Origin of the sequence: Burkholderia sp. NFPP32 (genome assembly GCF_900119325.1) — a bacterium.
Taxonomy (GTDB): domain Bacteria; phylum Pseudomonadota; class Gammaproteobacteria; order Burkholderiales; family Burkholderiaceae; genus Burkholderia; species Burkholderia pyrrocinia_C.
The window spans coordinates 46,472-60,373 of the sequence record NZ_FPJP01000022.1; the positions used below are offsets into that span (position 1 = coordinate 46,472).

A 13,902-nucleotide genomic window follows, 5' to 3' on the forward strand; every position below is an offset into this window, starting at 1 on the left:
TCACCGCTCCATTCCCCGGACGATGCGGGCGCCCGTCCGCATCGAGGGCGCCCGGTTACGCCGCCGGTTTCGCCTTCCGCGTCACCGCATCCGGCAGCCCGAACACGCTGTCGAACGACCAGTTGTACACGAACGTGAAGATCGGGAAGAACACGATCAGCACCGCGTCGAACAGGAACGCCTGCACCAGCGACACGTCGAGCCACCACGCGATCAGCGGGATCAGGAACGTCACGAGCGCGACCTGGAATCCGATCGCGTGCAGCACGCGGCGCCCCACGGTGCGCGTCGTCGCCGCGCGCCGCCGCTCCCACGCCTCGAACGCGAGGTTGTACAGGAAATTGACGGTGACGCCCGTCGTCGAGATCATCACGCCCAGCAGGCCGCTCGTTTCGGCGCTCGCGCCGCTCAGCACGCCGAGCACCGTCGACGCGATCAGGATGCCGAGCACCTCGAACATCACGACGTAGACTATGCGTCGCTTCCAGCCTTGCATGAACATCCCCTTCGAATCGAACAAGGTGGCGAGACTAGCAGCGGGTACCCTGTGCGCAAAAGTCAGGTCCTTTCAATTTTTCTGACAGGAGGTATCGCGTGCTGACCAGCGACCATATCGACATGCTGCTGACCGTCATCGACAAAGGCTCGTTTTCAGCGGCCGCGCGCGCGCTCGGCCGCACGCCGTCGGCGGTCAGCATGGCGATCGCGAACCTCGAGGCCGAACTCGATCTCGTGCTGTTCGACCGCGGCACGCGCGAACCGACGCCGACCGCCGCGATGGCCGCGCTGCTGCCCGATGCACGCTCGATCGCCGAACGGCTGCACGCGCTGCGCGCGCATGCGCAGCATCTGTCGGAAGGCGTCGAGGACACGCTGCGGCTCGGGCTCGCGGCGGAACTCGACGGCGCCCCCGTCGCCCGCGCGCTGACGGCCGTCGCCGCGAAATATCCGGCGCTCGCGATCAGCGTCGTCACGGCGCCGCAGGACGCGATCGTCGACGCGCTGCATCGTGGCGCCGTCGATCTGTGCATCGCATACGGCGGACTCGACCTGCATCCGCAGGAACAGATCCACGCGCTGTGGACGGAAACGCTCATTGCAGTCGCCGCGCCGAGCCATCCGCTGATCGCCGAAGCAGCGCATCCTGAAGCGATCGAGCGGCTGTCGGGTTTCCGGCAGATCGTGATCGTCGATCCGGGGCGGCCGCTGACCGACGTGCGGCCCGTCATCGGCAACCGCACTTGGAAGGTGACCGACATGGCCACGGCGATCGCGCTCGTGACGGCCGGTCACGGCTGGGCGAACCTGCCCGCATCGATGATCGGCCGATACGTCGCCGACGGCGAACTCGCGCCGCTCGTGTTCGCGAACATCCGCAACGGGCTGCCGCTGCCCGTGTACCTGCGGCGGCCGAAGCACACAGGGCTCGGCAAGGCGGCCAGCGAACTGGTGCGCGCGCTGCGCGCTGCCGGCGACGCTGCCTGAGCGGCGGCGACACGACGCACGCTAACGCGCGCGTCTGGTCGCCCGCGGCCGCTTGGCGGCCTTGTCCCGACCCGCGCCGTGCGCAGCGAACATCTTCATGTCGTGCAGCAGGCAGTTCAGCAACGTGTCGGCCGCGACGCCGAGGGGCCGCCCCACCTTCACCAGCAGTCGCGCCTTGGCGGAATCGAATAACGGATGTGCGATCGGCAGCGCGACGAGTTCACCGCTCTCCAGTTCCCGGTACGCCGCGAACGCGCCGATCAGCGTGATCCCGGCATGGCGCTTCACGAAGTGGCGCAGCACGGCGAGGGAATTGGTCGTCAGCGTCGGGCGGATCGACAGGTTCTCCGTATAGGCGAGCATTTGCGCAACCTGGCCGAGGCCGAATGCCGGCGGCATCAGCGCAAGCGGATACTCGACGAGTTCGTGCGCGCGGACCGCCCCGCCGCGCACCGCGAGCGGATGGCCGGCGTGAACGAGCGCCACCACCGGCTGCGACGAGGTGGCGAGATACTCGATCTCCGGATGGGCCGGGGGGTTGTACGCAAGCCCGACATGCGCGCGGCTCTCGGCCACCTCCTGCAGCACGCTGTTGACGGGCAGCACGTCGACGATCACGTCGAGCTTCGGATAGCGCATGCAGAAATCGGTCAGCACCTCGTCCATCAGCACGTCGACATAACCCTCGCTGGTCACGATGCGCACCTGGCCGGATTGCAGCCGCCGCAATGCCTGCAGGCGCTCCTCGAACAATTCCTGCTGCGAGCGGCAGCCGCGCCAGTATTCGAGCAGATGCGCGGCGGCCTCGGTCGGGCGCACGCCGCGCGCCTGACGCTCGAACAGCACGACGCCGATTTCCTCCTCGAGCAGGCGAATCTGCCGCGTGATCACGGACGGCGCGGTATTGACGCTGTCGGCCGCGCCGCGGATCGAGCCGTGGGTCAGGACTTCATGAAAGTAGCGCAAGCGGCGCTGGTTCAGTTCGCGCATGGAGATTCCGGTTTGCCGTATGTGTTGCCCGTCGAGCAACATTAGCTCACTTAAGTTGCTCTTGCTCTGCTTTTTCGTCTCTCCGACGATGCGCCAATCGAGATCGATGCCGCAAGACGCTCACGCCACAGGAGACCGACATGTCCGCCGTTCCATCCTCCCGCCATCCGGCCGCGCAGGACAGCGCGCCCGTGCAGGCGCTGTATCGCAAGCTGAACTGGCGCCTGCTGCCGCTCCTGTTGCTGTGCTACACGTTCGCGTATCTGGATCGCGTGAACATCGGCTTCGCGAAGCTCCATATGCAAAATGCGCTCGGCTTCTCCGACGCGGCCTACGGCCTCGGCGCGGGCATCTTCTTCCTCGGCTACGTGCTGTTCGAGATTCCGAGCAACCTGATGCTGCCGAGGATCGGCGCGCGCAAGACCATCAGCCGGATCATGGTGCTGTGGGGCCTGACGTCAGCCGCGATGATGTTCGTGCACGACATGACGTCGTTCTACGTGCTGCGCTTCCTGCTCGGCGTGTTCGAAGCCGGCTTCGCGCCGGGCATGATCTTCTACCTGACCTACTGGTACGGCCCGCGGCGAATGGCCGGCGTGATGGCCGTCGTGATGCTCGCCGGCCCCATCGGCGGCATCGTCGGCTCGCCGCTGTCGACCTGGCTGATGACCACCCTCGACGGCGCGCACGGGCTGGCCGGCTGGCAATGGATGTTCGTCGCCGAGGGCCTGCCGTGCGCCGTGCTTGGCGTGCTCGTGTTCAAGGTGCTGGCCGACCGGCCGGCCGACGCGGCCTGGCTGACCGACCGCGAGAAAAGCCTGCTCGCGGCCGAACTGCACGCGCCCGCCGCCGGTCACCACGCGTTCGGACAGGCGGCGCGCGACCCGCGCGTCTACCTGCTGGCCTTCGCGTACTTCACGATGATCTGCGGAATCTACGCGGTCAGCTTCTGGCTGCCGTCGATCCTCAAGGCGAACGGCGTGACCGACACGATGCAGGTCGGCTTCTATTCGATGATTCCGTACATCGGCGCCGCATGCGCGATGCTCGTGATCGGCCGGCGCTCGGACCGCCGCGGCGAACGTCGGCTGCACAGCGCGGTGTCGGCGCTGGCAGGCGCCGCCGCATTGGCCGCCGCGACCTGCGCCGGCGGCAACCTTGCGGTATCGCTCGTCTGCATGACGATCGCCACGGCGTTGTTGTGGGCAGCCTATACGGTGTTCTGGGCGATCCCGTCGCAATACCTGACGGGCAACGCGGCCGCGGGCGGCATCGCGCTCATCAACACGATCGGCCTGTTCGGCGGCTTCCTCAGCCCGACCGTCATCGGCGAGATCCGCACCGCGACCGGCAGCATGCAGGCGGGGCTGCTGGTCATCGTTGCGTTGATGGTCGCAGGCGCCGTGGCGCTGATCATGAACCGCCTGCCCGCCGCGGCGCGATGACATGACGCGCCGGCGCACGCGTGCCGCCTGCATCCATCGTTTTCCTGGAATCAGTCTCATGACCGCACGGATCCTGATTGCCGGTTTCCAACACGAAACCAACACTTTCGCGCCCACCAAGGCCGCCTATGCAAACTTCGAACGCGGCGAGGGGTTTCCGGCCCTGGTGCGCGGCACGGACGTGCTCGCGCTGCGCGACGTCAACATTCCGGCCGGCGGCTTCATCAACGCTGCCGAGCGGCGCGGCTGGACCTTGCTGCCGGTGATCTGGGCGGGTGCGAGCCCGTCGGCGCATGTCACCGAGGATGCGTTCGAGCGCATTGCCACCGAGATCGTCGATGCAGCGCGACGCGGCGGCTGCAACGCGGTGTATCTCGATCTGCACGGCGCGATGGTCGCCGAGCATACGGACGACGGCGAAGGAACCTTGCTCGACCGCATCCGCGACGCGGTCGGCCCGGCCGTGCCGGTGGTCGCCTCGCTCGACCTGCACGCGAACGTGACCGACCTGATGCTGAGCCGCGCCGACGCGCTGGTGGCCTTTCGCACCTATCCGCACGTGGACATGGCAGAGACCGGCGAACGCGCGGCCGTGCTGCTCGAACGCCTGCTCGCGGGCGGTGGCCCGCTGCGTCGCGCGGCGCGACGGCTACCGTTCCTGATTCCGATCAACGGGATGTGCACGCTGCTCGATCCCGCGCACGACATGTACGCGCGCCTCACGGCGCTGGAGACGGGCAACGTGGTCTCGCTGTCGTTCGCGCCGGGCTTTCCGGCAGCGGATTTCCCCGAATGCGGGCCGGTTATCTGGGGCTACGGCTACACCGACGCGATCGACGCGGCCGTGCAGGCGCTGTACGACAAGATGCTGGCCGACGAGGCGAAGTGGCAGGTGCCGTTCCTGTCGCCCGACGACGCCGTGCGCGAGGCCATGCGGCTCGCGGAGGGCGCGAGCAAGCCCGTCGTGATCGCCGATACGCAGGACAACCCCGGCGCGGGCGGCGATTCCAATACGACGGGCCTGCTTCGCGCGTTGCTGCGCAACGGCGCGCGGGACGCGGCGCTGGGCTTGCTGTGGGATCCGACTGCGGCCGCGGCAGCCTGGCGAGCCGGTGTCGGCGCCAGCCTCGAACTGTCGCTCGGCGGCTCGGGCGTGCCCGGTGACGAACCGTTTCATGGGCGCTTCGAGGTCGTCGCGCTGTCCGACGGCGTGTGCCGCTACGACGGCCCGATGATGAACGGCATGCAGGCCGACGTCGGGCCGGTGGCCTGTCTGCGGATCGACGGAGTGCGAATCGTCGTGAGCGGCGGCAAGGCGCAGATGCTCGATCGCAATCTGTATCGCGTGGGCGGCGTCGAGCCGGAAGCGATGAAGATCCTGGTCAACAAGAGCTCGGTGCATTTCCGCGCCGACTTCCAGGACATCGCGCATGCGGTGCTGGTCGCCAAGGCGCCAGGGCCGATGCAGGCCGACCCCGCGGACCTGCCGTGGACCCGCCTCGCGCGGGGAATGCGGACGAAACCGATGGGGGATGCGTTCGCGGGAGCGTGACGCGCTCGAACGCTGCCGATTCGTCGAAGCAGCCCCGGGGCGCGGGATGGCGGATTGCCGCCCCGCGCGCTGCGGGCGGGATGCCCGGGCGGTGCGGCGAAAATCGCCGCACCGGTGGTCGACGCATGATGGCTCGACCGTTAGTTGCAGTTACTGCGCAGCAGCACTCTGGATCGAATCGACGAGCGATGCGTTGTCGAAGCGTCGTCCGGCAATGCCCCATCCGCCGTCGACGGCATGGACGACGTTCACCCACACTTGCGCCGGCGTCAGCCGCCCGCCGGCCCGGCGCAGCACGATCGCGGTCGCCCGTTCGACGAATTGCCGCTGCCTGTCGGGCGCCGCGAGCGCCACGGCGGGAAGCTTCAATTCGACGAACGCCGCAGGCTGCGCCCGTCCGTGCACGAAAGTCCGGTTCCGGGGCAGCACATTGAGCGTGCCCACCACGTTCGGTGCCAGGAACGCATTCCCGGTCAACCCTTCGACATCCAGCAGCGCATCGGTCAGCTCGGCAAACACCGGCCCTTCGTCGTCCGGCGTGAAAACCCCTTCGGATACTGTCAGCGTGATCGGCATCGCACTTCCTCCTGGTCAGGTCATCGGAATCGTGACGTGATATAAATATCAGTCACTCTCTATACATTAGACACTGATCACTCTCTATGCAAGATAAAGAGTGATCGCTCTGAAGCGAGCCTGTCATGCGTTATTCCGTCGAGCACAAGCACGAAACCCGCGCGCGCATCCTCGATGCCGCGAGCCGCCTGTTCCGTCAGGAGGGATATGGCGGTTCGGGCATCGGTCCGTTGACGAAGGCGGCGGGTGTTACAAACGGCGCGTTCTACGGGCATTTCAAATCGAAAGGTGAAGCGTTCCGCAGCGTCGTGCTGTCGGGCCTCGACCAGTTGCGGCAAGGCGTCGCCGCGTTCAAGGCGGAGCACGGCGCGCGCTGGCGGCGCCCGTTCGTGTCGTTCTATCTCGGACCGCGGCGTACCTGCGCGCTCGGCGAAAGCTGTGCGCTGCCGAGCCTGTCCCCCGAGGTGATGCGCGCCGACGACGACACGCGCGACGCGTATGAGCAAGCATTGCGGCAGATCGTCGACGAAGTGTCGTCCGGGCTCGGCGACCAACCCGACGACGACCGCGCGATTGCATTCCTCGCGCTGCTGTCGGGCGGCGTCACGCTCGCCCGCGCGGTGCGCGATCCTGCATTGGCGGAGCGTATCGCCGATGCCGTCGGCCGGTACGCCATGGTCATCGCGGAACGCACGGATGTGCAGCCGGAGCAGCAGACATAGCAGACGGCCGATAAAAGCCCAATAAAAAACCCCGATCCGCGTCGTCACGGATCGGGGTTCTTCGATCGACCACTTGCTACGGTGGCCCGTCGCAAGCCTATACCTCAACGCACGGCAACTTCCTGCTTGCCCGACGCCGCATCGCCGACCGCCGTCGGCGCATTACCCCACCCGCCGCCCAACGCACGGATCAGGTTCACGGTCGACACGGCCTGCGCGCCGGTCAACTGGTTCGACTGCAACTGCGACTGCAGCACCGAGCGCTCGCTGTCGATCACGTCGAGATACGCGACCTGGCCTTCCTGATACTGCGTGCGCGATAGCGTCGCCGCGCGGCGCGACGCATTGACGGCCGCATCCTGCGCGCGGATCTGGTCGTCGAGCAGGCGCAGATCGGCGAGATTGTCCTCGACCTCGCGGAACGCGACGAGCACCTGCTGCCGGTAGTTCGCGACCTGCTCGTCGTATTGCGCGCGCGCCTGCTGCACGCCGGCCGCGCGGCGCCCGCCGTCGAACAGCGGCAGCGTCAGCGCGGTGCCGGCGAACGGCCCGAGCAGGAACGTGCGGCTCGACCACAGGAACAGGTTGCCGAGCGTCGACGCTTCATAGCCGAACGCGCCCGTGATGTCGAGCTTCGGGAAGTACGCCGACTTCGCGAGGCCGATCCGCGCGTTCGCGGCCGCCATCGCGCGCTCGGCCGCCGACACGTCCGGACGGCGTTCGAGCAGCGCGGACGGCAGGCCCGCCGGAATCTTCACGCCGACCGGCACGATCGGCGTTTCCTTGAACGCGAAATCCGCGGGCGCCTTGCCGAGCAGGATCGCGAGCGCATGCTCGGAAGCCGCGCGCCGGCGCGCGACGCCGACCGCATCGGCCTGCGCGCTGGCCAGCTCGTTCTTCGCGCGCGACACGTCGAGCTCGCTGATGTCGCCTTCGTTGAAGCGGCGCTGCACGAGCTTCAGCGCCTGATCGCGCAACTCCACCGTGCGGCGGTACAGGTCCTGGTCCGAGTCGAGCTGGCGCAGTTCGAAGTAGTTCTGCGCGACGTCCGCCTGCAGCGCGAGCTGCACCGAACGGAACAGCGCTTCGCTCTGGGCCTGGTCGGCGCGCGACGCCTCGACGTTGCGGCCGACGCGGCCGAACAGGTCGGCCTCGTAGGACACCGTGCCCTGCGCGCGCCACAGCGTCGCGTTGGTCGGGCCCGTGCCTTGCGGCTGGAGCTGCGACGCCGACGACAGCCCTTCGCGCGTCGGCCCGAAGCCGGCGCCGACCTGCGGGAACCATTGCGAGCGTGCCGAACGCGTCGCCGCGCGCGCTTCCTCGACACGCGCGGCCGCGGCCTTCAGGTTCTGGTTCGCGGCGAGCGCCTGCGTCTCGAGCGAATCGAGCACCGGGTCGCCGAACACCGTCCACCATTCGCCGCGATGTTCGCCGTCCGACGGCTCGGCCGTCTTCCACGTGCCGGCCTGTTCGCCCGCGGCGAGCGTCGGCGCTTCCTTGAACGCGGCGGGCGTCGGCGCATCCGGGCGCTTGTAGTCGGGGCCCACCGCGCACGCGGCGAGCAGCGTCGCGAGCAGGGTGCTCGCGGCCGCCACCTTCGCGAAGCGCATCAGGCCATTCGTGTTGTGCATGTTGTTCATCTTTCTATCCTCAAGCATCCGATGCCGGCACGCCCGAAGCCGGTACGCCATAACCCGCCGAGTCCTTGCCCGCGACGTGGATCTTGCCGCCCGCGAGCGTACGCAGCACGACGTAGAACACCGGCGTCAGCATCAGCCCGAACAGCGTCACGCCGAGCATCCCGAAGAACACCGCGACACCCATTGCATGGCGCATTTCCGAACCGGCACCCGTCGACGTGACGAGCGGCACCACGCCCATGATGAACGCGATCGACGTCATCAGGATCGGGCGCAGCCGCAGCCGGCTCGCCTCGATCGCGGCCTCGAGCGGCGTCCTGCCGTCGTGTTCGAGTTCACGCGCGAATTCGACGATCAGGATCGCGTTCTTCGCCGACAGCCCCACCAGCACCATCAAGCCGATCTGCGTGAAGATGTTGTTGTCGCCCTGCGTGAGCCACACGCCCGTCAGCGCCGACAGAATGCTCATCGGCACGATCAGGATCACCGCGAGCGGCAGCGTCAGGCTTTCATACAACGCGGCGAGCACCAGGAACACGAGCAGCACGCTGATCGGGAACACATACATCGCTGAATCGCCGGCAAGAATCTGCTGGTACGTGAGGTCGGTCCACTCGAACCGCACGCCACGCGGCAGCGTCTCGTGCGCGATGCGCTCGATCGCGGCCTGCGCCTGCCCCGACGAGAAGCCCGGCGCCGGGCCGCCGTTGATGTCGGCCGCGGTGTAGCCGTTGTAGCGCACCACCATTTCCGGGCCGAACGTCGGCGTCACCGTGACGAGCGACGACAGCGGCACCATCTCGCCCTTGTCGTTGCGCGTCTTCAACTGCAGGATGTCGTCCGCGCGCTGGCGGAACGGCGCATCGGCCTGCACGCGCACCTGGTACACGCGCCCGAAGCGGTTGAAGTCGTTCACGTACAGCGAGCCGAGATACACCTGCATCGTGTTGAACACGTCGGTCACGGGCACGCCGAGCTGCTTCGCCTTCACGCGGTCGAGATCGACGTTGAGCTGCGGCACGTTGATCTGGTAGCTCGTAAACAGGGGCCCGAGCTCCGGCGCCTGCTGCGCGCGCTTGATGAAGTCGTTGGTCGCGTCCGACAGCTTCGCGTAGCCCACCGCGCCGCGATCCTCGATCTGCATCTTGAACCCGCCGAGCGTGCCGAGGCCGAGCACCGGCGGCGGCGGGAACACCGCGACGAACGAGTCCTTGATCGCGCCGTACTGCTGGTTCAGCGCGCCGGCGATCGCGCCGGCCGACAGCGCCTTGCCGTGCCGTTCAGAGAACGGCTTCAGCGTGACGAACACGATGCCCGCGCTCGAGCTGTTCGTGAAGCCGTTCACCGACAGCCCCGGGAACGCCACCGCGCTCTCGACGCCCGGCTGCTTCAGCGCGATCGAGCCCATGTCGCGGATCACCTTCTCGGTGCGGTCGAGCGATGCACCGTTAGGCAGTTGCGCGAACGCGATCAGGTATTCCTTGTCCTGCGCGGGCACGAAGCCGCCCGGCACGACCTTCGACACCAGTACGGTCGCGCCCACCAGCACGAGGTACACGCCCAGCATCAGCGTCTTGCGCGACAGCACGCCGCGCACGCCGCGGCCGTAGTTCTCCGCGCCGCGATGGAACACCTTGTTGAAGCCGCGGAAGAAGCCGCCGAGCACGCGGTTCATCACGCGCGTGAGCCAGTCTTCCTTGTCGCCATGGCCCTTCAGCAGGATCGCGGACAGCGCCGGCGACAGCGTCAGCGAGTTGAACGCCGAGATCACCGTCGAGATCGCGATCGTCATCGCGAACTGCTTGTAGAACTGGCCGGTCAGGCCCGACATGAACGCGAGCGGCACGAACACGGCGACGAGCGTCAGCGCGATCGCGATGATCGGCCCGCTCACTTCCTGCATCGCCTTGTAGGTCGCCTGCCGCGCGTTCATCCCGCTCTCGATGTTGCGCTCGACGTTCTCGACGACGACGATCGCATCGTCGACCACGATCCCGATCGCGAGCACCATCCCGAACAGCGACAACGCGTTGATCGAATACCCGAACGCGAGCAGCAGCGAGAACGTGCCGATGATCGATACCGGCACCGCGATCAGCGGAATCAGCGACGCGCGCCAGGTCTGCAGGAACACGATCACGACGATCACGACCAGCGCGATCGCTTCGAGCAGCGTGTGCACGACGGCCTTGATCGACGAACGCACGAACTGCGTCGGGTCATAGACGATCTTGTAGTCGACGCCCGCCGGCATGTCCTGCTTCAGCTCGGCCATCGTCTTGCGCACTTCGTCCGAGATCTGCAGCGAGTTCGCGCCCGGTGACTGGTTGATCGCCATCGCGACGGCCGGCTTGTTGTCGAGCAGCGAGCGCAGCCCGTATTCGGACGCATCGAGTTCGATTCGCGCGATGTCGCGCAGGCGCGTGACGCCGCCGTCCGGCGTCGTCTTCACGACGATGTCGCCGAACTCGTCTTCCGTCTGCAGACGGCCGCGCGCGTTCACCGACAGCTGCAGCGGCGTACCGGGCAGCGACGGCGACGCGCCGATCACGCCGGCCGCGACCTGCACGTTCTGCTCGCGGATCGCCTGCACGACGTCCTCGGCGGACAGCCCGCGCTGCGCGACCTTCTGCGGATCGAGCCATACGCGCATCGCGTAGTCGCCCGAACCCCACAGCTGCACCTGGCCGACGCCCTGGATCCGCGACAGGCGATCCTTCACGTTGATCAGCGCGTAGTTGCGCAGGTAGGTCATGTCGTAGCGGTTGTCCGGCGAGATCAGGTGCACGACCATCGTCAGCGTCGGCGAGCTCTTCACCGTGGTGATGCCGAGCCGCTGCACGTCTTCCGGCAGGCGCGGCAGCGCCTGGTTCACGCGGTTCTGCACGAGCTGCGTGGCCTTGTCCGGATCGGTGCCGAGCTTGAACGTGACGGTGATCGTCATGTTGCCGTCGCTGTTCGCCTGCGACTGCATGTAGAGCATGTCCTCGACGCCGTTGATCTGCTCTTCGAGCGGCGACGCGACCGTCTCGGCGATCACTTTCGGGTTCGCGCCCGGGTACTGCGCCTTCACGATCACCGAAGGCGGCACGACTTCCGGATATTCCGAAATCGGCAGCAGGAACATCGCGATCACCCCGCCGAGCAGGATGATCACCGATAGGACTCCTGCAAAGATCGGCCGGTCGATAAAGAATTTGGATATGTTCATTTCTGGCTCTGTCTGGTTGAACGCGGATGCGAAGCGGCGTGCCGCTTACGAATCCGCCTTCGCCGGTGCGGCCGGCTTCGCGGTGCTCGCGAGCGGCGCGGACGGCGCATCGCCGCCCGTCATCGGGACCATGTGCGGCTTCACCTGCTCGCCGGGCCGCACGCGCTGCGTGCCGTTCACGATCACGCGGTCGCCCGCGGAAAGCCCGCTCACGATCACGCGCCGGTTGCCGTGCTGCATCCCCTGCTGCACTTCGCGGTACGACACGCGGCCCTGCTGGTCGACGACGAACACGAACTTCTTGTCCTGGTCGGTGTTGATCGCCGCGTCGTCGACCAGCAGCGCCTGGTGCGGCGCGCTGCCGCCCACCTTCACGCGCGCGTAGAGGCCCGGGACGAGCGCGCCGTCGGCGTTGTCGAAGCGCGCGCGCACGCGGATCGTGCCCGACGACGTGTCGAGCCGGTTGTCGACCGAATCGATCACGCCGCTGCGCGAGTAGCCGGCTTCGTTCGCGAGGCCGAGCTCGACCGGCACCTTGCGGCCGTCGCGCGCGCCGTTGATGTATTGCAGGTAGGTCTGTTCGTCCGCATCGAACGCCGCATAGATCGGCGACACCGACACGAGCGTCGTCAGCGGCGCAGCCGACGCACCGGCCGACACGACGTTGCCGACCGTGATCTCCGCGCGCGACACGCGGCCCGACACCGGCGCGGTGATCCGCGTATAGCCGAGGTTGATGCGCGCCGTTTCCAGCGCGGCATCGGCCGCCTTCACGTTCGCCGTCGCCTCGCGGGCCGCGTTCTGCTTCTCGTCGTAATCGCGCTTCGCGATCGCGTTGTCGCCGATCAGCCGCTGCGCGCGCTGCCAGTCGGTCTGCGCATAGCCGTTGCGGGCCTGGGCAGCCGCGAGCTGCGCGGCCGCGCGGTCGACTTCGGCCTGGTACGGGCGCGGGTCGATCACGAACAGCACGTCGCCCTTCTTCACGAGCGCGCCGTCCTTGAAATTCACCGCGACGATCGTGCCCGACACCTGCGGGCGTACGTCGACCTTCTCGATCGCTTCGAGGCGGCCCGAATAACCTTGCCAGTCGGTCACGGTCTGCGGCACGACGGTCGCGACGTCGACTTCGGGCAGCGGCGCGGCTGCTTTTTCGGGCGCGTTCGCGTTCACGCGCATTGCGCCGAACGTTCCGAGGCCGACGACGGCGAGCGTCACGATCGCCGCTGTCGCGATTCGGGAACGGGAGGTGCGTAGGATGGCCATGTGGATCTCCAATAAACGTGGATTGGTTCTGGTTATTCGGAACGGTTCGGCTGGCGCGCCTGGAAGCGGCACTGGAAGAAGCGCACGGCTTCCTCGAATGCGGCTTCGTGCGTCGCGAGCGCGGCGTGCGTGATGTCCGGATAGCGGATCACCTGCGTGAGCACGCCCGACGAAATCAGGCAGCCCGCATATTTCTCCGCTTCGACGTGCAGCACGTCGTTCTGCGCGGTGACGACGAGCGTCGGCGGCAACCCCGCGAGGCGCACCGATTCGATTGGCGCCGCGTACGGGTGCATGCGCTGCGCGGCCTGCGGCAGATACGCGCGATAACAGGCCGCGCATTCGCGCGCGGTGATGTCCGACGCGAGACGCTCGGCGTCGCCGATGCGCGTCATGCTCGGGTCGAGCATCGGCCCGAACAGCGCCTGCGCGGCGATCGACACTTCGCCGCGGTCGCGTGCGATGAATGCCAGACAGTTCGCGAGCTGCCCGCCCGCGTCGTGGCCCGCGACACCGATCTTCTTCGGATTGCCGCCGAACGCGCGGGCACGCGTCGCGGCCCACACGGCCGCGCGATACGCGTCCTCCGGCGCGGCCGGAAAAGGAAAGGCCGGCGCGAGCGAATAATCGACCGACACTACGAGAGCTGGTAAGCGTTCTGCTAAAAAACGCGCGGCGAAATCGGCGTCTTCGAGCGAACCGCGGACGAAACCGCCGCCGTGGAAATAAAGCACTACTGGCAGCCCGGTCTTGTCCGGGCGGCGGTAGAGGCGCAGCACGATGTCCTGCGCGTAGCCGGGAATTTCCACTTCGGCAACCGTCAGCGCCGCGCCCGCCAAGGCTTGAGCGGGCAGCGCGGCTTTCAGGAATTTGCTGAATTCAGAAGCGTCCATGACGATGCAGCGTCCATTTCGAGATGGAACGAATTCTGGGTCCGGCAGACATTGGGATAAATGCCTATAATCCGGCAACACAATTCAACGACCCCGAACAATCCGAGGCTGCGTTCACCCACGAG

The 13,902-nt window shown here is 67.3% G+C and carries 11 protein-coding genes; 4 read left to right on the top strand and 7 right to left on the bottom strand.

Annotation, left to right across the window (positions count from 1 at the left end):
• Window positions 1–55: 55 nt before the first annotated feature.
• Window positions 56–496, bottom strand: a complete 441-nt coding sequence (locus tag BT264_RS29675) for a PACE efflux transporter (protein WP_072444643.1) — start codon at window positions 494–496, stop codon at window positions 56–58.
• 98 nt (window positions 497–594) lie between these two features.
• Here BT264_RS29675 and BT264_RS29680 point away from each other — a divergent pair, with 98 nt between their 5' ends.
• The gene (locus tag BT264_RS29680; RefSeq protein WP_072444564.1) at window positions 595–1,485 is read left to right on the top strand and encodes a LysR family transcriptional regulator; all 891 of its coding nucleotides are present in this window, start codon (window positions 595–597) and stop codon (window positions 1,483–1,485) included.
• A 21-nt stretch (window positions 1,486–1,506) separates the two neighbouring features.
• On the opposite strand, the gene BT264_RS29685 is transcribed toward BT264_RS29680, so the two are convergent.
• Entirely contained in the window at window positions 1,507–2,475 is a 969-nt protein-coding gene (locus BT264_RS29685; protein WP_072444562.1) for a LysR family transcriptional regulator, read from the bottom strand.
• Window positions 2,476–2,615: 140 nt separating this feature from the next.
• On the opposite strand from BT264_RS29685, the gene BT264_RS29690 reads away from it, so the two are divergent.
• Complete coding sequence (locus tag BT264_RS29690; protein WP_072444560.1) at window positions 2,616–3,920, top strand: MFS transporter; 1,305 nt, start codon at window positions 2,616–2,618, stop codon at window positions 3,918–3,920.
• A gap of 58 nt (window positions 3,921–3,978) precedes the next feature.
• On the top strand, window positions 3,979–5,472 hold the full coding sequence (locus BT264_RS29695; protein WP_072444558.1) for a M81 family metallopeptidase: 1,494 nt from the start codon (window positions 3,979–3,981) through the stop codon (window positions 5,470–5,472).
• A gap of 150 nt (window positions 5,473–5,622) precedes the next feature.
• Here BT264_RS29695 and BT264_RS29700 read toward each other — a convergent pair whose 3' ends face one another.
• A complete protein-coding gene (locus BT264_RS29700; protein WP_072444556.1) occupies window positions 5,623–6,048 on the bottom strand; it encodes a Tautomerase enzyme in 426 nt (141 codons plus the stop codon).
• A 125-nt stretch (window positions 6,049–6,173) separates the two neighbouring features.
• Between BT264_RS29700 and BT264_RS29705 the strand changes: the two genes are divergently transcribed.
• A complete protein-coding gene (locus BT264_RS29705; RefSeq protein ID WP_072444554.1) occupies window positions 6,174–6,770 on the top strand; it encodes a TetR/AcrR family transcriptional regulator in 597 nt (198 codons plus the stop codon).
• A 104-nt stretch (window positions 6,771–6,874) separates the two neighbouring features.
• Here the strand turns inward: BT264_RS29705 and opcM are convergent, their stop codons facing one another.
• The 4 genes from opcM to BT264_RS29725 are packed head-to-tail and all read right to left on the bottom strand — an operon-like array spanning window position 6,875 to window position 13,777.
• Window positions 6,875–8,410, bottom strand: coding sequence for a multidrug efflux transporter outer membrane subunit OpcM (gene opcM, locus BT264_RS29710; protein ID WP_072444552.1), 1,536 nt, complete (start codon window positions 8,408–8,410; stop codon window positions 6,875–6,877).
• A gap of 10 nt (window positions 8,411–8,420) precedes the next feature.
• Window positions 8,421–11,621, bottom strand: coding sequence for a multidrug efflux RND transporter permease subunit CeoB (gene ceoB, locus BT264_RS29715; RefSeq protein WP_072444550.1), 3,201 nt, complete (start codon window positions 11,619–11,621; stop codon window positions 8,421–8,423).
• Between the two features lie 45 nt (window positions 11,622–11,666).
• Window positions 11,667–12,884, bottom strand: coding sequence for a multidrug efflux RND transporter periplasmic adaptor subunit CeoA (gene ceoA, locus BT264_RS29720; protein WP_072444548.1), 1,218 nt, complete (start codon window positions 12,882–12,884; stop codon window positions 11,667–11,669).
• A gap of 32 nt (window positions 12,885–12,916) precedes the next feature.
• Window positions 12,917–13,777 (bottom strand): alpha/beta hydrolase, encoded by an 861-nt coding sequence (locus tag BT264_RS29725; RefSeq protein ID WP_027781544.1) that lies wholly within the window; start codon window positions 13,775–13,777, stop codon window positions 12,917–12,919.
• Window positions 13,778–13,902: the final 125 nt, after the last annotated feature.

Excerpts from the sequence above, each read along its gene's own strand:
- BT264_RS29700 (WP_072444556.1), bottom strand. The coding sequence starts at position 6,048 with ATGCCGATCACGCTGACAGTATCCGAAGGGGTTTTCACGCCGGACGAC.
- BT264_RS29675 (WP_072444643.1), bottom strand. The coding sequence starts at position 496 with ATGCAAGGCTGGAAGCGACGCATAGTCTACGTCGTGATGTTCGAGGTG.
- BT264_RS29725 (WP_027781544.1), bottom strand. The coding sequence starts at position 13,777 with ATGGACGCTTCTGAATTCAGCAAATTCCTGAAAGCCGCGCTGCCCGCT.
- BT264_RS29685 (WP_072444562.1), bottom strand. The coding sequence starts at position 2,475 with ATGCGCGAACTGAACCAGCGCCGCTTGCGCTACTTTCATGAAGTCCTG.
- opcM (WP_072444552.1), bottom strand. The coding sequence starts at position 8,410 with ATGAACAACATGCACAACACGAATGGCCTGATGCGCTTCGCGAAGGTG.
- ceoA (WP_072444548.1), bottom strand. The coding sequence starts at position 12,884 with ATGGCCATCCTACGCACCTCCCGTTCCCGAATCGCGACAGCGGCGATC.
- BT264_RS29690 (WP_072444560.1), top strand. The coding sequence starts at position 2,616 with ATGTCCGCCGTTCCATCCTCCCGCCATCCGGCCGCGCAGGACAGCGCG.
- ceoB (WP_072444550.1), bottom strand. The coding sequence starts at position 11,621 with ATGAACATATCCAAATTCTTTATCGACCGGCCGATCTTTGCAGGAGTC.
- BT264_RS29695 (WP_072444558.1), top strand. The coding sequence starts at position 3,979 with ATGACCGCACGGATCCTGATTGCCGGTTTCCAACACGAAACCAACACT.
- BT264_RS29705 (WP_072444554.1), top strand. The coding sequence starts at position 6,174 with ATGCGTTATTCCGTCGAGCACAAGCACGAAACCCGCGCGCGCATCCTC.